The following is a 17,125-nucleotide window of genomic DNA, read 5'->3' on the forward strand; positions in this document are numbered from 1 at the left end:
ACGGTTCGGACCGTTGATGCGATCGCGGCGCAGCGCGCCCGTCAGGACGGGTAGAGGTCTGCCACCTCCTTGGCGTAGGCCTTCTCTATGGCCCGCCGCTTCAGCTTCAGCGAAGGCGTCAGCAGCCCCCGCTCCTCGGTGAACTGCTCGGCCAGGACGCGGAACGTGCGGATCGACTCGGCCTGCGAGACCAGGGTGTTGGCCGCCACCACCGCCCGCCGGACCTCCGCCGTCAGATCGGGATCGAGCACCAGGTCCGACGCCGGGAGCTGTGGCCGGCCGCGCATCGCCATCCAGTGCGCGACCCCCTCGGGGTCCAGGGTGAGCAGGGCCGCGATGTACGGCCGGTCGTTGCCCACCAGGACGCACTGCGAGACGAGCGGGTGCGAGCGGACCCGCTCCTCCAGGGCGGCCGGGGCGACGCTCTTGCCGTTGGAGGTCACCAGGATCTCCTTCTTGCGCCCGGTGAGCGTGAGGTACCCGTCCGGGTCGAGGCGCCCGAGGTCCCCCGTCGCCAGCCAGCCGTCCCGCAGGACGGCCTCGGTGGCCGGCGCATCGTTCAGGTACCCGGAGAAGACGTGGGCGCCGTACAGCCAGATCTCCCCGTCCTCGGCGATGTGCACCGTACCGCCCGGGATCGGCCGCCCGACGGTGCCGTACTTGGTGGCCCCGGGCGGGTTCGCGGTGGCCGCCGCGCAGGACTCGGTGAGCCCGTAGCCCTCGAAGACCGTGACCCCGGCGCCGTCGAAGAACAGCCCCAGCCGGCGCGACATCGCGGAGCCGCCCGACATGGCGTACCGCACCCGGCCGCCCAGCGCCTCGCGGACCTTCCCGTACACCAGCTTCTCGAAGAGCTGGTGCTCCACGCGCAGCTTCGCCGAGGGTCCCGGCCCGGTACCGAACGCCTTCTCCTCGCGCGCCTCCGCGTACCGTACGGCCGTTTCCACCGCCCGGTCGAAGGGCCCCGACCGGCCCTCGGTCTCCGCCTTGCGGCGGGCGGCGGCGAAGACCTTCTCGAAGACGTACGGCACCCCGAGCACGAACGTCGGCCGGAACGCGGCGAGGTCCGGGAGCAGTTCGGCCGCCGCCAGCACCGGCTGGTGCCCGAGCTTGACCCGGGCGCGGACGGCCGCCACCTCCACCATCCGCCCGAAGACGTGGGCGAGCGGCAGGAACAGCAGGGTCGAGGGCTGCTCGCCGGGCCCGGCCCGGAAGACGGGCTCCCAGCGGGTCACCATCGTGTCGGCCTCGAACATGAAATTGCCGTGGGTCAGCACACAGCCCTTGGGGCGGCCGGTGGTCCCCGAGGTGTAGATGACGGTGGCCGTCGCGTCGGGCGTCACGGCGCTGCGGTGGCGGTGCACGACGTCCTCGGCGACCCGGAGGCCGTCCCGCACGAGCCCGTCCACGGCGCCCGCGTCCAGCTGCCACAGCAGGCGCAGCCTCGGCAGCCGCTCGATCACCGACCCGACGGTCATGGCCTGGTCCTCGTCCTCCACCACGCAGGCCGTGCACTCGGAGTCGTAGAGGATCCAGTGCACCTGCTCGGCGGAGGACGAGGGGTAGACGGGAACCGGCTGGGCGCCGATCGCCCACAGGGCGAAGTCGAAGAGCGTCCACTCGTACCGGGTACGGGACATGATCGCGACCCGGTCCCCGAAGCGGATGCCCTGCGCCAGCAGGCCCTTGGCCAGCCCCAGCACCTCGGAGGCCAGCTCGCCGGAGGTCACGTCCCCCCAGACCCCGCCCGACTTGCGGCCGAGCACGACCCGGCCTGGGTCCTCGCGTGCGTGCAGGAAGACGGCGTCGGCCAGACCTCCGACGGGTGAGCCCGTGACGACCGGTGCGACGGTGATCTCGTGCAAGGCCCGCTCCTCTCCGTACGGCGCGGAGACGCTATCCCAACCCTCCCCGCACGTGATCACGGAAGGGAGACCTCCACAAGACCTCCCCAGCGGCGTGTCCGGGCCGACCGTTTCAGCCGTCCGGGGTGAGGGGACCGGGTCCGGGCCGCGCTCGGGGAACGGCGGAAGGACGGGCAGGGGGCTCCGCCCGCGCGGCGGCACCCCGCAGCGGCATCCCGCAGCCGCTCCCGGGGCGGAGCGCGAGCGGGAGGCGAGCCGCGGCCACCTGGCGAGGCGGCCCGGCGGGGGAGCGGGGGAGCGGGGAGCGGGCCCGTACTACGGCTACGCGGCCCGCGTCAGCCGGTCCGCCCCCGAGAGGATCGCCGCGGCCAGTGCCTCCGCGGCAGCGGAACCGCGGGATCCCCGCAACAGCGCGAACTCCACCGTCCCGAGCTCCGGCAGGCCGCCCACCCGGACCAGTCCCGGCGGGATCAGCCCCCGGGTATGGGCCATCACGCCCAGCCCCGCCCGCGCCGCCGCGATCAGACCGCTCAGGCTGCCGCTCGTACAGGCGATCCGCCACGGCCGCCCGTCCGCCTGCAACACGTCGAGCGCCCGCGCCCGCGTGATCCCCGGCGGCGGGAAGACGATCAGCGGAACGGGCCGGTCCGGGTCCACCCGCAGCCCCTCCGCCCCGATCCACACCATCCGGTCCCGCCACACCAGCCGGCCCCGTTCGTCCCCGTCCCCGCGCCGTTTGGCGAGTACGAGGTCCAGCCGTCCCGCGTCCAGCCGTTCGTGCAGGGTCCCCGAGAGCTCCACGGACAGCTCCAGTTCCACTTCGGGGTGCTCGTGCCGGAACGCCTCCAGGATCTCCGGCAGCCGGGTCAGCACGAAGTCCTCCGAGGCGCCGAAGCGCAGCCGGCCCCGGATCCGGGGCCCCGCGAAGAAGGCCGTCGCGCGCTCGTGCGCCTCCAGGATCGAGCGGGCGAAGCCGAGCAGCGCCTCACCGTCCTCCGTGAGTTCCACGCTGTGCGTGTCGCGGAGGAAGAGGGGCCGGCCGGTGGCCTCCTCCAGCCGGCGCACGTGCTGGCTGACCGTGGACTGGCGGACGCCGAGCCGGGCGGCGGCCTGCGTGAAGCTCAGGGTCTGGGCGACGGTGAGGAAGGTGCGCAGCTGAACGGGGTCGTACACACCGCCCAGCCTACCCCTGTCATCACATTCCGTGATGACAGTCAGAGCGGTGTGCGGGTTTCCCGATCACCGCCCCGCCCCCGAGAATCAAAATGAAGGGAAATCCGTCCCATCCCGTCAGGCCTCGCCCCCTCCCGCCCTGCCTCCCGCCGACCCGGCAAGTGAGCACCCCATGCGCCGCCCGCACCTCCCCGCCCGGCTCCCGGTGGACCCGTTCATCATGGGTCTGCTCGCCACCGTCGGCCTCGCCGCCCTGCTGCCCGCCCGCGGCGCGGCCGCCTCCGTGGCCGAGGCCGCCTCCACCGCGGCAGTGGCCCTGCTCTTCTTCCTCTACGGCGCCCGGCTCTCCACCCGCGAGGCCCTCGACGGCATGCGCCACTGGCGGCTCCACCTCACCGTGCTCGCCGCCACCTTCCTGCTCTTCCCCCTCCTGGGCTTCGCCGCGCACGCGCTGGTCCCGACCGTCCTCACGCCGCCCCTCTACAGCGGCCTGCTCTTCCTCTGCCTGGTCCCCTCCACCATCCAGTCCTCCATCGCCTTCACCTCGATCGCCCGCGGCAACGTCCCCGCCGCGATCTGCGCGGGCTCCTTCTCCAGCCTCGTCGGCATCTTCCTGACCCCCCTCCTCGCGGCCGGCCTGCTCGGCAACAGCGCGGGCGGCTTCTCCCCCGACTCGCTGGTGAAGATCGTCCTGCAGCTCCTCCTGCCCTTCGTCCTCGGCCAGGCCCTGCGCCCCTGGGCCGGCGGCTTCCTCGTCCGCAACAAGAAGGTCCTCGGCCGCGTCGACCGCGGCTCGATCCTGCTCGTCGTCTACACCGCCTTCAGCGCGGGCATGGTCGCCGGGATCTGGCGCCAGGTCAGCCTCCCGCGCCTCGGCGGTCTGATGGCCGTGGAGGCGGTCGTCCTCGCGCTGATGCTGGCGGCCACCTGGTACGGGGCCAAGCGCCTCGGCTTCACCCGCGAGGACCGGATCGCCATCCAGTTCGCCGGGTCGAAGAAGAGCCTGGCCGCCGGACTCCCCATGGCCAGCGTGCTGTTCGGTGCCCAGGCGAGCCTCGCCGTGCTGCCGCTGATGCTCTTCCACCAGATGCAGCTGATGGTCTGCGCGGTACTGGCGCGCCGCCGCGCGCGGGACCCGCAGGCTCCCCAGGACCAGCACGCCCCGCACGCCCCGCACGCCCCGCAGGCCACGGAGCAGCCGGAACTCGCCGCCGGGCATGTGGCGGAGGTCTCGCACACCCCCCAACACCCGGTCCCGCAGGCCCGGTAACGTGCGGCGGTGACCTGGATACGCCCGCTCTCCGCCCATGCCCCGCGCCCCTGCACCCTGGTGGTCTGCCGGGGCTGCTGTTGCGGCGACCCCCGCAAGAACCCCGGCACCGACCACGCGGGACAGCTGGCCCGGCTGCGCGAGGCCGCGGCGGCCTCCGGCGGGCGCCTGGCCGTCCGTACGAGCGACTGCCTCGGCCCGTGCGCGCAGGCCAACGTCATCGTGGTCCAGCCCACCACGGAGGCCCGCCGCCGGGGCGCCCGAGCAGTCTGGTTCGGCTGGGCCCTGGACGACACCGCCACCGACGAGGTCATCGCCTGGGCCGAAGAGGGCGGCCCCGGGGCCACCCCGCTCCCGGCGACGCTCGACCTGCACCGCATCGACCCCCCGGAGCCGAAGCCGGCCGAGCCCGTCTCCCGCCGCGGCCGCCGCAAGCGCTGATCGGGGCCATCGAAGCCCCGCCGGGCACCGAGCACACCGGCGCCGCGGTCATGGCCGACGAGTGACCCGTGCGGGGGAGGGGCGGGGACCCGCACCACGGCCCCCGCCCCTCCCGCGGCTGCCGGACGGCGGTTCACGCCCCGCGGCTCACGCCGTCAGATCGATCCGCTCCTCGCCCGCGTAGATGTTCATGTCCCCGCCCCGCAGGAACCCGACCAGGGTCAGCCCCGACTCCAGCGCCAGGTCCACCGCGAGCGAGGACGGAGCGGATACGGCCGCCAGCACGGGGATGCCCGCCATCACGGCCTTCTGCGCCAGCTCGAAGGAAGCCCGCCCCGACACCAGCAGGACCGCGCCGGCCAGCGGCAGCCGCCCGGCTTGCAGCGCCCGCCCGACGATCTTGTCCACCGCGTTGTGCCGGCCCACGTCCTCCCGTACGTCGATCAGCTCGCCCCCCGCCGAGAACAGCCCGGCGCCGTGCAGGGCGCCCGTGCGCTCGAAGACCTTCTGCTCCGCGCGCAGCCTGTCCGGCAGCTCTCCGAGGAGCCGCGCGCTCACCCGTACGGGATGGTCCGCGAGCCCCGGGAACCGGGTCGCCGTGCGGACCGCGTCCAGGCTGGCCTTCCCGCACAGGCCGCACGAGGAGGTGGTGTAGACGTTCCGCTCCAGCGTGATGTCCGGCACCGGAACTCCCGCGGCGAGCTGCACGTTCACTACGTTGTAGGTGTTCGTTCCGTCCTCGGCGGCGCCCTCGCAGTAGGTCACGGCCCGGACGTCCGACGCCGAGGCGAGCACTCCCTCGCTGGCCAGGAAGCCCACGGCCAGCGCGAAATCGTCACCCGGGGTGCGCATCGTGATGGCCAGCGGCTTGCCGTTCAGCCGTATCTCCAGCGGTTCTTCGGCCACAAGCGTGTCCGCCCGGGCCCCCACGACGCCGTTCCGGATCCGGACGACGCGACGGCGTTCGGTGACCCGTCCCATGTGATCAGTCCACCCGTTCTGTCCTCGTCCTACGCCTGGAGCACCCATTCTCCCGGATCCGCTTCGGGCACCTTCCCGGCCGGCCGCCCCTCGGGAAGCTCCAAATTCCGGGCACTGAATCCTGTCGGGTCACGCGCCCTTGTACCCATGAGTAGCAGGCGAAGCTGTTAAATCCTGACTGCCTTACAAGGGGGGACCCCGCCCATGACCGGTTCACGCGTGGTGGCGCTAGGGCACTACCAGCCCTCGAAGGTGCTCACCAACGAGGACCTCGCCGCCATGGTGGACACCAACGACGAGTGGATCCGGTCCCGCGTCGGGATCAAGACCCGGCACATGGCCGGACCCGACGAGCCGGTCGACGAGCTGGCCTACCAGGCCGCAGGCAAGGCGCTCGCGAGCGCCGGTCTGACCCCGGACGACATCGACCTCGTCCTCGTCGCCACGTCCACCGCGATCGACCGTTCTCCCAACATGGCCGCCCGCGTCGCGGCCAAGCTCGGGATGGGCTCCAGCCCCGCCGTGATGGACATCAACGTCGTCTGCTCGGGCTTCACCCACGCCCTGGCCACCGCCGACCACGCGATCCGGGCCGGCGCCGCCACCCGGGCCCTGGTCATCGGCGCCGACAAGATGACCGAGATCACCGACTGGAGCGACCGCACCACCTGCGTCCTGACCGGCGACGGCGCAGGCGCGGCCGTGGTCGAGGCCTGCGAGGACCCCGGCATCGGCCCGGTCCTGTGGGGCTCGGTCCCGTCCATGGGCAACGCGGTCCGCATCGAGGGTTCGCCCCCGGTCTTCGCCCAGGAGGGCCAGTCCGTCTACCGCTGGACCACCAGCCAGCTCCCCCCGCTCGCCCGCAAGGTCTGCGAGAAGGCCGGGATCACCCCCGAGGACCTGGCCGCGGTCGTCCTGCACCAGGCGAACCTGCGGATCATCGAGCCGCTCGCCGCGAAGATCGGCGCCGTCAACGCCGTCGTCGCCCGCGATGTCATCGACTCCGGCAACACCTCGGCCGCCTCCATCCCGATGGCCCTGTCCAAGCTGATCGAGCGCGGCGAGATCCCCTCCGGGGCGCCCGTCCTCCTCTTCGGCTTCGGCGGCAACCTCTCCTACGCAGGCCAGGTCATCCGCTGCCCGTAACGCCTCGGCCGGAGCCCGCGGCGGTTCTCCGTCGTGGGCTCGGCGCCGGTCGAGGGCGCGACGGCGCCGCCGACGCGGCCACGAGCGCCACGACCAGCGCGGTCGGCTGTCAGGCCGCGAGGACGACCGGTGGGCGGGCGGGCGCGTCCCTGCCGCCCCCGGTCCGCGAGACGTGGCGTCTCGACCCGGCCCGTGCGCCCGGCCCCGGACATGCCCGCAGGTCAGCGCGGCGCGTCGGACCCGGCCCGGGCGAAATACCTGGTCGGAACCCCGCTGAACCTTTGCTATTGTTGTCCATGTCGCCGCGGGAAACCGGGGCCACCACCTAGTCCGGGTGGCGGAATGGCAGACGCGCTAGCTTGAGGTGCTAGTGCCCTTTATCGGGCGTGGGGGTTCAAGTCCCCCCTCGGACACAGAGGTCAACCGACCAAACAGAGCCGCTCAAAGCGACGTAATGTCGCTTTGAGCGGCTCTGTTGTTGTACGCACCGGCAGGCGCCCGCACCGGCGGAAAGCCAAGCGCGGCGTTCGCGTTCAGCGGGCGGCACCCCGGGGGACGGCGAAGTCGGTCAGCCGGGCCGAGCCCGGCGCGAGCTCCTGCCAGGGACCGGGGCAGGCGAGCACCGCGATCGCGGACGTCGGGAACTTCTCCGACAGGCGGTCGATCGCTCCGGCCTCCGCGCCTTCCGCGCCGTCCACGGCCTTCCGGGCGAGGCTGAGGGCCAGATCCTCCAGGCCCGGGTTGTGGCCGACGAGCAGGAGCGTCCTCACCCCCTCCGGTACTTCGGACACCACCTCCAGCAGCTCATCCGGCTCGGCGGCGTACACCCGCTCGTCGAAGCGCACGGGGACCGCGGAGCCGAGCTGTCCGGCCGCCAGTGCCCAGGTCTCGCGGGCCCGCCGGGCGGTGGAACAGATGACCAGCGCGGGGACACAGCCCGCGTCGCGCAGCCAGCGGCCCGCCGCGGGCGCGTCCCGCAGACCGCGCGGGCCGAGCGGCCGCTCGTGGTCCGCGACGTCGGGCCAGGCGGACTTGGCGTGGCGCAGCAGCACCAGGCGGCCGACGGACCCCGCGCTCATGTGTTCAGCCTCATGGCCTCAGCCTCGCACGGTCCACCGGACCGGGCAGCGTTCTCCGGCACTCAACGGGCCCTCCGGTGGTGCGGCCCGCGGGTTTTCCGCCCGAGCATTCGGGCAGGGGCGGTACGAGACCCGCTGCAAGCGTCGGCCCGGCTGTGGAAGGGAGGCGACGTTCGCATGACCGAAGGCGCGGCCCCCTACCTTTCCTCGGCCCGGGTCACCGTGCTCCGGGTGTACCCCGGTGACCCGCCGTTCCGCATCGTGGAGATCGACGGCCAGGTGGCCAGCACCGCCACGTCCATGACGGACGTGATCCTGACCGCCGCGGCAGCCGGCATCACGATCCACGACCTGGACGACCCGGGCGAGGTCCGTTGGGTCGGAGGCGGAAGGTTCCACTGGACGGGGTGATCTGCTGCGTTTTGCCGCTGTGGGATCGTCCGTGGCGGGAACGTCCCGGCCATTGCCCTCGTGCCGGGGGGTAGGCGAAGATCGGCCGGGAATCTTCGCCCTCGGGAGGGTACGCGTGTCCGAAGTCAAGGCCGAGCTGGACCGGTTGATGAACGTCTTCCTCGGCGCGTTCACCAATGCGGGAGGCGGGCGGCCGGATCTGGACGCCGTCCGCACGGTGTTCATCCCCCAAGGGATGATCATCAAGAACATCGGGGCCGAGCCCGTGATCTACGACCTCGACGGTTTCATCGAGCCGCGGGAGAAGATCCTCACCGACGGGACGCTGACGGAGTTCCGCGAATGGGAGGTCGCCGAGCGGACCGAGGTCTTCGGTTCGATCGCGCACCGGTTCAGCGAGTACCGCAAGTCCGGATACCTCGACGGCGCGTGGTTCGAGGGATCCGGCCACAAGACCACCCAGTACGTCCGTACGCCCGAGGGGTGGCGGATGAGCGCGATGGCCTGGGACGACGTCGCCCCGTAGGACGGTCCGGGTGTGCCGGACGGCGGCCCCCCGACAGCGCGCGACGAGCGGCCGCGATGCTCCGGGGATCCCATCCGGGACGGGGTACCGACTCCAGGAGTAGGCGCGTGTAGGGGTGTCGGGGGTCGGCGAGCACCTGTTGTGTCGGGCCCGACTCGACGATCCGGGAAGGGGTCCTGGAAGACCATCTGCACCTCGCGGGCCCGTGCGAGGCGGGGGGCCTTTCCGCGCGCGTGCTCGCCCCGGTCGCGGCCGTGGATCAGCACCCGGCCCCCGTCCGCGTGCTCCAGGCCCACCACGATGCGGGCCGTGGTCGTCTTGCCCGAGCCGGACTCGCCGACGATGCCCAGGGAGCCGCCCGCGGCCAGCCGGAACGACACGTCCTCCACCGCCCGGACGCTGCCGTAGGTCCGGTGCAGGCCGAGGACCTCCTGGACGGTTTTCGCCGCCGCGGTCGCGGTGCCGGCGCTCGTGCCAGTAGCGGTGCTCATGGGTGGAGTTCCTTCCGTTGTGTCCGCGCCCGCCCGCCCGCTCGTGCTCCTGCTCGGCGATCAGCTCGCCGTGGTGGCAGGAGGCGAGCCGGGCCGGTTGCCCGACTATCGGGAGCAGGGCCGGCGCCTCCCGCGTGCACACGTCGGTCGCGAGGACGCAGCGCGCGGCGAAGGGGCATCCGGTCAGCTCCTCCCGCAGGCTCGGCGGCCGGCCCTCGATCGCGGCGAGCCGCCCGCGGGGCGCGTCCAGGCGCGGGGTGGAGTTCAGCAGCGCGGCCGGGTAGGGGTGCCGGGGCCGGGCGAACAGCTCGGCGGCCGGGCCCGTTTCCACGATCCGGCCCGCGTACATCACGTACACCCGGTCGCTGATCGCGGCGGCGAGGCCGAGGTCGTGCGTGACGAACAGCAGGCCCGTTCCGAAGCGGTCGCGCAGGTCGCCGAGGAGGCCGATCACCTCGGCCTGGGTGGTGACGTCCAGTGCCGTGGTCGGTTCGTCGGCGAGGATCAGGGCAGGGTCGCCCATCAACGCGGCCGCGATCACGACCCGTTGCAGCATGCCGCCGGACAGTCGTCCGGGGTACGTGCGCAGCGCCTCCGCCGTGAGGCCGACGGCCTCCAGCATCGCCACCGCCCGGTCCTCGGCCACCGCCTCGGTCGCCTTGGCGTTCAGCCGCAGGCTCTCGGTGAGGAAGTCGCCGACGCGGCGCATCGGATTGACCGCCGCCCGGGGGTCCTGGAAGATCATGGCCGCCGTGCTGGTGCGCAGCACCCGCAACTGGCCCGGAGACATGGTGAGCACGTCGTCCCCGGCCACCCGCACCACGCCCTCCGTCCGGGCCCCGTCGGGGAGCAGCCGCAGCACGCTGCGCGAGGTGAGGCTCTTGCCCGAGCCGGACTCGCCGACCAGGGCCACGGTCTCCCGGGGGCCCACGGTGAGCCCGACGCCGTCGAGGACGGGCCGGACGGTGCCCGGCAGGTGCAGCCGCAGACCCTCGATCTCAAGGGTGTTCAGGGGTGTCGGTCTTGTCGGCGTTGTCATCGGGATCTCCTGGCTACCTTGTCGGCCCAGGCCTCGCCGACGACGTTGAACGCGACCACGGTCAGCACGATGGCCACACAGGGCACGATCGACGCGAGCGGGTAGCCGGCCTGGATGGCGGCGTTGCCGTCGAAGACCATGCGGCCCCAGTCGGGGGTCAGGGCCGGTACGCCCAGCCCGAGGAAGGCGAGGCCGGCCAGGTCGATCATGGCGTAGCCGAAGTTGATCGCGGATTGGGCGAGGACGACCGGCGCGATGGAGGGGACCACGTGGCGCAGGCAGATCTGCGCCCCCGAATGTCCTTGCACCCGGTAGGCCTCCACGTACGGGCGGGAGCGCTCGGCCAGTACGAGGGAACGCGTCAGCCGGCTGACGTAGGGCAGGTAGGCGATGGCCAGGGCGATGACGGGGCCGAGTCCAGCCAGCCGCCCCGCCAGGCGGCGGCGGTGCCGATCGCCACGCCGGCCACGGTGGAGAAGGCCACCACGCCGAGCGGGCCGAGGAGCGAGGTGCGGGCGCCGAGGGCCAGCCGGGAGAAGGTGTCGCGCCCGGAGGCGTCGACGCCGAGGAGGTGGTCGGCGGAAGGGCCCGCGAGGGCGTTGGCCAGGTCGACGGAGTTGGGATCGTAGGGCGCGATCCAGGGGGCGAACACCGCGACGAGCACGACGACGGCGACGAAGCCCGTACAGAACGGGGAGAGGGGGGCGCGGGAGGTCCGGAGCCGGGCGAGGCCCGGCCGGCGCACCAGGACGGAGCTCACGGGGCCTTCTTCGCGGGGCCGAGGGTGACCCGGGGACCGACCAGCGGATGGAGCAGGTCGACGACGAGGTTCACCGTCATGAACAGCGCGACCATGATGAGGGAGATGGCCTGCACGGTGGGGAAGTCCTTTGTGGTGGTGGAGAGTTCGAGGAGCTGGCCGATGCCGCCCACGCTGAACGCGGACTCCACCAGGACGGTGCAGACCAGCAGGGTGGAGACGATGAGCCCGCCGGTGGTGAGCACGGTGCCCAGTGCGTTGCGGAAGACGTGCCGGCGGATCACCTGGCGGGCGGATACGCCCCGGCTGCGGGCGACCGTGACGTGCTCCTGACCGAGGACTTCGAGCATCGCGGCCCGGGTGACCCGGGCGAGCATGCCGATCAGGTAGAGCGCCAGGGCGACGGCGGGCAGCGTCAGATGCCACAGCATCTGCCCGAACCCGTCACCGGCCCCGCCGGTGGGGAACCCAGCCCAGCTTGACCGCTAACAGGCCCTGCAGGAGCACCGCCGCGACGAACGACGGGGTCCCGATGGCGACGGTGGCCGTCACCAGGATCGCCGAGTCGGCGGCCCCGCCGCGGACGGCGCCGATCCAGCCGAGGAGCAGCCCGAACACGAGGACCAGTACGAGCGCCATCGAGATCAGCACCAGGGTGTTGGGCAGCCGGTCCGCGAGCAGCCGCGACACGTCGGTGCGGTACGTGATCGAGCGGCCGAAGTCCCCTTCCAGCACCTGGCCGAGCCAGCTCAGGTACCGCACCGCGAAGGGATCGTCCAGGTGGTAGTGCTCGTTGATCGCCCGCAGGGCCTCCGGGGAGGCCGAGCGGCCGGCCAGGAGGAAGCTCGCCGGGTTGCCCGGAGCCAGGTACAGCGCGCCGAAGATCACGAAGGAGGCGCCGAGCAGGGTGGCGGCCATCTCGGCCAGCCGCCGTACGGCGAAGCGCAGGAAACTCATCGGGCGGCCGCCCCGACATCCGCGGCCCACGGGTAGTACAGGTAGGAGATGGTGGTGGGCGCGCCGGTGATCCGCTTGTTCAGGAAGACGGCGGTCGGCCATTCGGCGACCGGGATCCACAAGGCGCGCTCCGAGTACGACCAGAACTATGCCGGCTACAGCGACCCGTCCTACGACGCGCTGACCGACGCCAAGCGCTTCTCGGCGGCCGTCGAACTCCAGAAGAAGGCCGCCGACCAGCTCCCCGCGGTCGCCAGCAGCGAGACGTCCTGGCCGATCGAACTGGTCGCCATGGTCAGCGTCTTGCCGGTGGCGCCGGCCTCCTCGACCATGCGCTTGGCCGCCTCGACGTTCTGCTCCGGGGAGGGCAGGCCGTCGAAGGCGGACGCGCGGATGTTCTCGGGGGCCCCGGCCCAGACCGCCCTGGTGGTGAGCGAGCTGGTGACGGTGCCCGCGCCGCCGAGCCCCGCCTTGACGAAGCCGCGGCGGTCCAGGGCCAGCGACAGGGCCCGGCGGACGCGGACGTCGCCGAGCGCGCCCTTCGTGCTCGTCACGTTGACGTTGACGGTGCTGAGGCCCTCGCCGAAGTAGAGCGTGCCGGCGCCGCTCGCGCGCAGCCGGTCGTAGCTCTCGGTGAGGATCAGGTAGCCGCCGTCGGCCTCACCGCTCAGCAGGGCGTTCGTACGGGCGTTGGGGTCGGTGAGGAAGGTGAAGACGGCCTTCGCGGACTTGGCCTTGGTGCCCCAGTAGCCGTCGAAGCGCTGGAGCTCGATCGACTGGCCCTTGTTCCAGGTGCCCAGCTTGAAGGGGCCGGTGCAGTCCAGACCACCGGTGGTGCCGTAGTCCTCGCCGGCCTTCTCCACCCCGGCCTTCGAGGACACGACGCCGGCGGCGGTCGCCATGTACTGGGGGAACTGCGAATCGGGCTGCTTCAGCTTGACCGTCACCTGGAGCGGGCCGGTCTTGGTGACCGCCTCGACGTTGGAGAAGTTGCTGTTCCAGGCGGCTCCGTTCTCCGGGTCCGTCTGGCGGCCCAGGCTGTAGACCGCGTCGTCGGCGGTCATCGTGCCGCCGTCGTGGAAGCGCACGCCCGGGCGCAGGTCGTAGACCCAGGTCAGGTCGGTGGGGTTGGTGGCCTTCTCGGCCAGCCCCGGAGCCGTCGTGAGCTGCGGGGTCCACCGCATCAGGCTTTCGCAGACGTTCGACAGGATCGTGTTCGCCGGGTAGTCGAAGGCCGAGATGTAGTCCAGCGTCGGCGGTTCCGCGTACACGGCCCAGGTGAAGGAGTCGAGCCCACCCGCGGTGGCCGGGGTGCCGGCGGACAGCTTGAAGGCCGCGTCCGGCCCGCTGCCGTCGCCCTTGGGCGGACCGGAACAGGCGGCGACCAGGCCGAGGGCGGACAGTGCGGCGACGGGCACTGCGTACCGGCGGCGGGCGGACCGGCGGGCGGATCGGCGGGCGGATCGGCGGGCGGATCGGCGGGCGGTGGAGACGCCGGCGGCGTCCGCGCGGGCGTCGGCGGGGGCGGAGGACCTGGCGGCTCTGGACCAGGGAAGGGATTTGGGCATCGGTGCTCTCTCTTCCATGCGGGGCGGGGAGGTACGGGCAGGCGGCGAGCGGGGCGAGGAGGGGGCTCGGGGCGGGCCGCCGGTCCGGGCACGGCGAAGGGGGCGAACCGGTCAGACGGTGCGGGCGGCCGCGGGGATCTGCTGGGTGATGCAGTGCACGCCGCCACCGCCGTACGCGATGACGCGCGAGCGGACTCCGACGACCTTGCGGCCGGGCAGCGCGGACGCGATGACGGCGAGGGCGCCCTCGTCCTCGGAGGTGCCGGCGACCGGGACGACGACCCCGCCGTTGGCGATGTAGAAGTTCAGGTAGCCGACCTCGGCCTCGGCCTCCTTGCCGTCGACCTCGACGCGGTTGCTCTGCGGCAGGTCGATGATCGTGAAGGGGCGGCCGGCGGCGTCGGTGGACCCCTCCAGGACGGCGCGGTTGACGCGCATGCGCTCGAAGTCGGGGTGGGCCGGGTCGCTCGGGAGCTGGACGACGACGGTGGCGGGGGCGACGAAGGCGCAGACGCCGTCCACGTGCCCGTCGGTCTCGGTGTCCAGCAGACCGCCGTACGGCAGCCAGATCACTTTGGTGACACCGAGGCGGGCGATGAGCTCGGCCTCGATCTCCGCCTTGGTCATGTCCGGGTTGCGGTTCGGGTGCAGCAGGCACTGCTCGGTGGTGATCAGCGTGCCCTCGCCGTCGACCGTGATCGCGCCGCCTTCGAGGATCATCCGGGAGTCGACGCGGTCCACGCCCAGGTGCGCCAGCAGGGCGGCGGCGATCTTGTCGTCGGTGTCGTAAGGGAAGTGCTTGCCGCCCCAGGCGTTGAAGCGGAAGTCCACGCCCGCCCGCCGCCCGTCCTGTCCGAGCACGAAGATCGGCCCGGAATCCCGGAACCAGGAGTCGTCCAGCGGGAGTTCGATCACCTCTACCCCCTCACCGCACAGGGCGCGGGCCTCGTCACCGCTGCCGGGCAGGGCGACCATGGTGACCGGCTCGAAGGCGGCGATCGCGTGGGCGACGTGGGCGTACTCGACCTTCACCTCGTCGAACACGCCGCCCCACAGCTCCTGCCGGGTCGGCCACGCCATCAGGCAGCCCTCGTGGTCCGTCCACTCGGCCGGCATGCGGAAACTTGCCATGATCCACTCCTGTTTGAAAATTCAGTCAGTGTTGGAAGGGATGTCCGCATGTTTCACCGAACTGAAAATTCAGTCAATGGCTCGGCCGAGCTGATGCGGAATCGGTCACACCGCGTATCGAGCCGGGTGTGACAGAGGGTCGTGGGCCCTCTGACCGGCGTGATCGCGGCGTCAGCGCCGGAAAGGGGTGCCTGATGTTACGGTCAGGAAAAGCCCCAGGTGACGGAGTCGACGGGTAGAGTGACCCTTCGTGTCAGACCGTCGAACGGAAATACTCAGAGCAGCCACGCGAGTGATCGCGCGCCGCGGCGTGCGCGGACTCCGCGTGGGGGAACTGGCCGCCGAAGCGGGCGTGTCCACCTCGCTGATCTACTACCACTTCACCGACCGGGCCGGGATCCTGCGCCGCACGCTGGAGTTCATCAGCGACCGCGCCGAGCGCTACACCGCCGAACGCGAGGACGGCCCGGACGATCCGGAGAGCCCCCGCGACGAACTGAAGCGGACCCTGCTCCTCGAACTCCAGGACACCCCGGAGGTCCGGGAGAACAGCACCGCCTGGGGCGAGCTGAGGGCCAGCGCCGTGTTCGATCCCGATCTGCGCGAGGACGTGGCCAGAGCCACGCACAGCTGGGTCCACGAGATCTCCTACCTCCTCGCCCAGGCCCGCCCCGCCGGCACGGCCCCCGAGCACGCGGCCGCCGCCGAACGCCTGACGGCCCTACTCGAAGGCCTCAGCGTCCGGTGGCTGAGCGGCTCCCTGCCCCTGGACCACGCGCGCCGGCTCCTCGCCGACGCGATCGACGGCGAACTGGCCGTCTGAGGCTGCCTCGTGGGCCGGCGGCACGAAGCTTCTGATCACCGAGGCGAAGAAGACCGAGGCGCGGGCCTGGCTCGGGCAGGTGTCCGCCGTCGTGCTCCAACAGTCCCTGCGGGACCTGGACCCCAAGGGCAGGCGCCCCAAGACGGGTGCGCCGCGGTTCAAGTCCCGCAAGGACAACCGGCAGGCCATGCGGTTCACCGCGAATGCCCGTTGGAAGATCACGGCCGGCGGTGACCTGTCGTTGCCGAAGATCGGCGATGTTCGGGTGAAGTGGTCCCGCACGCTGCCGTCCAACCCGTCCACGGTGACGGTGATCAAGGATGCGGCCGGGCGGTACTTCTGCTCGTTCGTGGTCGAGACCGGCGCGGGTGAGACGCTGCTGCCCGAGTCGGCCGGACAGGTCGGAATCGACCTGGGGCTGACACACTTCGCGATCCTTTCGGACGGCACGAAGATCGACAGCCCGCGCTTTCTGCGCCGGGCGGAGAAGAAGCTGAAGCGGGAACAGCGCCGTCTGTCCCGCAAGCGAAGGGCTCCAGCAACCGGACGAAGGCCCGCATCAAGGTCGCCCGCGCTCACGCGCAGGTTGCCGACGCGCGGCGCGAGTTCCACCACCAGCTCTCCACGAAGCTGATCCGCGAAAACCAAGCGGTCGCAGTGGAAGACCTGGCGGTCAAGGGACTCGCCCGTACGCGCATGGCCAAGTCCGTACACGACGCCGGATGGTCGGCGTTCCTGGCGATGCTGGAGTACAAGGCCGCCCGGTACGGGCGCCTGTCGAGCGCGGGTAAGACCGGGACCTGTCCCGGCACAGCGCGAAGAAGCAGGAACTCACCGAGACGGTCAGACGAGTTCTGCATGCTCGCGACTTCCGCCCGGACGCCCCGGCGGACACGGCTCAGAGGAAGTACAGCCGGCCGAGCGGGATGGAGTCGGCCGGCTCCGAGACCAGCGGCTCCCCGTCGAGCGACACCAGGCCCGTGCCGGGGTGGACGTCGACGCTGCCGGTACGGCTGTTGCGGAGCATGTGCTTCGGCCCGATGCCCCGGGTCCCGCGGACCGCGACCCGGCGGCGCCGGGTGGGCATCAGGTCGCCGTTCTGGACGGCCGCCTCCGCGACGAACGCCACCGAGATGTCGGCCGCGGTGGCCCCGTACGAGCCGAACTGCGGCCCGAGGACCAGCGGTTCGCAGCGGTCGGTCGAGGCGTTCGGATCACCGGTGACCCCGTACGCAGGGAAGCCGCCCTTCAGGACCAGTTGCGGCTTGGCGCCGAAGTACTCCGGCCACCACAGCACGAGGTCCGCGAGCTTGCCGACCTCGATGGAGCCGATCTCGTGCGCGAGGCCGTGGGCGATGGCCGGGTTGATGGTCAGCTTGGCCATGTAGCGCAGTACGCGCTCGTTGTCGTCGCCGCTCTCCGCCGTGCCGTAGGAGCCCTCGCCGTCCAGCGGGCCGAGCTCGG

Annotated in this window: 18 protein-coding genes, 1 tRNA gene and 3 pseudogenes; 8 read left to right on the forward strand and 14 right to left on the reverse strand. The window is 72.1% G+C overall.

Annotated elements, in window-relative coordinates; genetic code table 11:
- Positions 1–41: 41 nt before the first annotated feature.
- Together AC6CKD_RS35065 and AC6CKD_RS35070 are read right to left on the reverse strand one after the other, a co-directional pair.
- Entirely contained in the window at positions 42–1,865 is a 1,824-nt protein-coding gene (locus AC6CKD_RS35065; protein ID WP_498333034.1) for an AMP-dependent synthetase/ligase, read from the reverse strand.
- Positions 1,866–2,186: 321 nt separating this feature from the next.
- On the reverse strand, positions 2,187–3,038 hold the full coding sequence (locus AC6CKD_RS35070; RefSeq protein WP_498333036.1) for a LysR substrate-binding domain-containing protein: 852 nt from the start codon (positions 3,036–3,038) through the stop codon (positions 2,187–2,189).
- A 172-nt stretch (positions 3,039–3,210) separates the two neighbouring features.
- Here AC6CKD_RS35070 and AC6CKD_RS35075 point away from each other — a divergent pair, with 172 nt between their 5' ends.
- Together AC6CKD_RS35075 and AC6CKD_RS35080 are read left to right on the forward strand one after the other, a co-directional pair.
- Positions 3,211–4,308 carry a bile acid:sodium symporter family protein gene (locus AC6CKD_RS35075; protein ID WP_498333039.1) on the forward strand — a complete coding sequence of 366 codons (1,098 nt, stop codon included), beginning with the start codon at positions 3,211–3,213 and terminating at the stop codon, positions 4,306–4,308.
- A gap of 9 nt (positions 4,309–4,317) precedes the next feature.
- Complete coding sequence (locus AC6CKD_RS35080) at positions 4,318–4,749, forward strand: (2Fe-2S) ferredoxin domain-containing protein (RefSeq protein ID WP_498333042.1); 432 nt, start codon at positions 4,318–4,320, stop codon at positions 4,747–4,749.
- 147 nt (positions 4,750–4,896) lie between these two features.
- On the opposite strand, the gene fdhD is transcribed toward AC6CKD_RS35080, so the two are convergent.
- Positions 4,897–5,730 carry a formate dehydrogenase accessory sulfurtransferase FdhD gene (fdhD, locus tag AC6CKD_RS35085; RefSeq protein WP_498333044.1) on the reverse strand — a complete coding sequence of 278 codons (834 nt, stop codon included), beginning with the start codon at positions 5,728–5,730 and terminating at the stop codon, positions 4,897–4,899.
- Positions 5,731–5,934: 204 nt separating this feature from the next.
- Between fdhD and AC6CKD_RS35090 the strand changes: the two genes are divergently transcribed.
- Together AC6CKD_RS35090 and AC6CKD_RS35095 are read left to right on the forward strand one after the other, a co-directional pair.
- On the forward strand, positions 5,935–6,876 hold the full coding sequence (locus AC6CKD_RS35090; protein ID WP_498333046.1) for a beta-ketoacyl-ACP synthase III: 942 nt from the start codon (positions 5,935–5,937) through the stop codon (positions 6,874–6,876).
- Positions 6,877–7,204: 328 nt separating this feature from the next.
- Positions 7,205–7,289 (forward strand) — tRNA-Leu (locus AC6CKD_RS35095).
- A 120-nt stretch (positions 7,290–7,409) separates the two neighbouring features.
- Here the strand turns inward: AC6CKD_RS35095 and AC6CKD_RS35100 are convergent.
- Entirely contained in the window at positions 7,410–7,955 is a 546-nt protein-coding gene (locus AC6CKD_RS35100) for a SixA phosphatase family protein (protein WP_498333047.1), read from the reverse strand.
- Between the two features lie 177 nt (positions 7,956–8,132).
- Between AC6CKD_RS35100 and AC6CKD_RS35105 the strand changes: the two genes are divergently transcribed.
- Positions 8,133–8,366 carry a hypothetical protein gene (locus AC6CKD_RS35105; RefSeq protein WP_498333049.1) on the forward strand — a complete coding sequence of 78 codons (234 nt, stop codon included), beginning with the start codon at positions 8,133–8,135 and terminating at the stop codon, positions 8,364–8,366.
- A gap of 115 nt (positions 8,367–8,481) precedes the next feature.
- Complete coding sequence (locus AC6CKD_RS35110) at positions 8,482–8,892, forward strand: nuclear transport factor 2 family protein (RefSeq protein ID WP_498333051.1); 411 nt, start codon at positions 8,482–8,484, stop codon at positions 8,890–8,892.
- 215 nt (positions 8,893–9,107) lie between these two features.
- Here AC6CKD_RS35110 and AC6CKD_RS35115 read toward each other — a convergent pair.
- From AC6CKD_RS35115 to AC6CKD_RS35155, 9 genes and pseudogenes are all read right to left on the reverse strand, one after another.
- Positions 9,108–9,383, reverse strand: a pseudogene (locus tag AC6CKD_RS35115) (ATP-binding cassette domain-containing protein); the annotation flags it as partial.
- An 85-nt stretch (positions 9,384–9,468) separates the two neighbouring features.
- Positions 9,469–10,422, reverse strand: a pseudogene (locus tag AC6CKD_RS35120) (ABC transporter ATP-binding protein); the annotation flags it as partial.
- Positions 10,419–10,859 carry an ABC transporter permease gene (locus tag AC6CKD_RS35125; RefSeq protein ID WP_498333076.1) on the reverse strand — a complete coding sequence of 147 codons (441 nt, stop codon included), beginning with the start codon at positions 10,857–10,859 and terminating at the stop codon, positions 10,419–10,421. The gene AC6CKD_RS35125 and the pseudogene AC6CKD_RS35120, both read right to left, overlap by 4 nt.
- A complete protein-coding gene (locus tag AC6CKD_RS35130; RefSeq protein ID WP_498333053.1) occupies positions 10,784–11,182 on the reverse strand; it encodes a hypothetical protein in 399 nt (132 codons plus the stop codon). The genes AC6CKD_RS35125 and AC6CKD_RS35130 overlap by 76 nt, the downstream gene beginning before the upstream one ends.
- The gene (locus tag AC6CKD_RS35135; protein WP_498333055.1) at positions 11,179–11,613 is read right to left on the reverse strand and encodes an ABC transporter permease; all 435 of its coding nucleotides are present in this window, start codon (positions 11,611–11,613) and stop codon (positions 11,179–11,181) included. The genes AC6CKD_RS35130 and AC6CKD_RS35135 overlap by 4 nt, the downstream gene beginning before the upstream one ends.
- Before the next feature lie 13 nt (positions 11,614–11,626).
- Positions 11,627–12,139: an ABC transporter permease gene (locus AC6CKD_RS35140; protein WP_498333057.1), complete on the reverse strand. Its 513-nt coding sequence runs from the start codon at positions 12,137–12,139 to the stop codon at positions 11,627–11,629.
- Entirely contained in the window at positions 12,136–12,261 is a 126-nt protein-coding gene (locus tag AC6CKD_RS35145; protein WP_498333058.1) for a hypothetical protein, read from the reverse strand. Before AC6CKD_RS35145 ends, AC6CKD_RS35140 begins: the two co-directional genes overlap by 4 nt.
- Positions 12,262–12,309: 48 nt before the next feature.
- Positions 12,310–13,707: an ABC transporter substrate-binding protein gene (locus AC6CKD_RS35150; RefSeq protein WP_498333060.1), complete on the reverse strand. Its 1,398-nt coding sequence runs from the start codon at positions 13,705–13,707 to the stop codon at positions 12,310–12,312.
- A 111-nt stretch (positions 13,708–13,818) separates the two neighbouring features.
- Complete coding sequence (locus AC6CKD_RS35155) at positions 13,819–14,838, reverse strand: agmatine deiminase family protein (RefSeq protein WP_498333062.1); 1,020 nt, start codon at positions 14,836–14,838, stop codon at positions 13,819–13,821.
- Positions 14,839–15,088: 250 nt separating this feature from the next.
- Between AC6CKD_RS35155 and AC6CKD_RS35160 the strand changes: the two genes are divergently transcribed.
- On the forward strand, positions 15,089–15,661 hold the full coding sequence (locus tag AC6CKD_RS35160) for a TetR/AcrR family transcriptional regulator (protein ID WP_498333063.1): 573 nt from the start codon (positions 15,089–15,091) through the stop codon (positions 15,659–15,661).
- Positions 15,662–15,683: 22 nt separating this feature from the next.
- Positions 15,684–16,435, forward strand: a pseudogene (locus tag AC6CKD_RS35165) (RNA-guided endonuclease InsQ/TnpB family protein); the annotation flags it as partial.
- A 124-nt stretch (positions 16,436–16,559) separates the two neighbouring features.
- On the opposite strand, the gene AC6CKD_RS35170 reads toward AC6CKD_RS35165, so the two are convergent.
- On the reverse strand, positions 16,560–17,125 hold a 566-nt coding region (locus AC6CKD_RS35170), incomplete at its 5' end, for an amidohydrolase family protein (RefSeq protein ID WP_498333065.1).

The sequence above is a fragment of the Streptomyces sp. GQ60 genome (genome assembly GCF_059758875.1).

Bases quoted from the DNA above. Each gene is read 5' to 3' on its own strand.
- AC6CKD_RS35155 (WP_498333062.1), bottom strand. From the start codon at position 14,838: ATGGCAAGTTTCCGCATGCCGGCCGAGTGGACGGACCACGAGGGCTGC.
- AC6CKD_RS35105 (WP_498333049.1), top strand. From the start codon at position 8,133: ATGACCGAAGGCGCGGCCCCCTACCTTTCCTCGGCCCGGGTCACCGTG.
- AC6CKD_RS35090 (WP_498333046.1), top strand. From the start codon at position 5,935: ATGACCGGTTCACGCGTGGTGGCGCTAGGGCACTACCAGCCCTCGAAG.
- AC6CKD_RS35135 (WP_498333055.1), bottom strand. From the start codon at position 11,613: ATGCTGTGGCATCTGACGCTGCCCGCCGTCGCCCTGGCGCTCTACCTG.
- AC6CKD_RS35140 (WP_498333057.1), bottom strand. From the start codon at position 12,139: ATGAGTTTCCTGCGCTTCGCCGTACGGCGGCTGGCCGAGATGGCCGCC.
- AC6CKD_RS35075 (WP_498333039.1), top strand. From the start codon at position 3,211: ATGCGCCGCCCGCACCTCCCCGCCCGGCTCCCGGTGGACCCGTTCATC.
- AC6CKD_RS35100 (WP_498333047.1), bottom strand. From the start codon at position 7,955: ATGAGCGCGGGGTCCGTCGGCCGCCTGGTGCTGCTGCGCCACGCCAAG.
- fdhD (WP_498333044.1), bottom strand. From the start codon at position 5,730: ATGGGACGGGTCACCGAACGCCGTCGCGTCGTCCGGATCCGGAACGGC.
- AC6CKD_RS35150 (WP_498333060.1), bottom strand. From the start codon at position 13,707: ATGCCCAAATCCCTTCCCTGGTCCAGAGCCGCCAGGTCCTCCGCCCCC.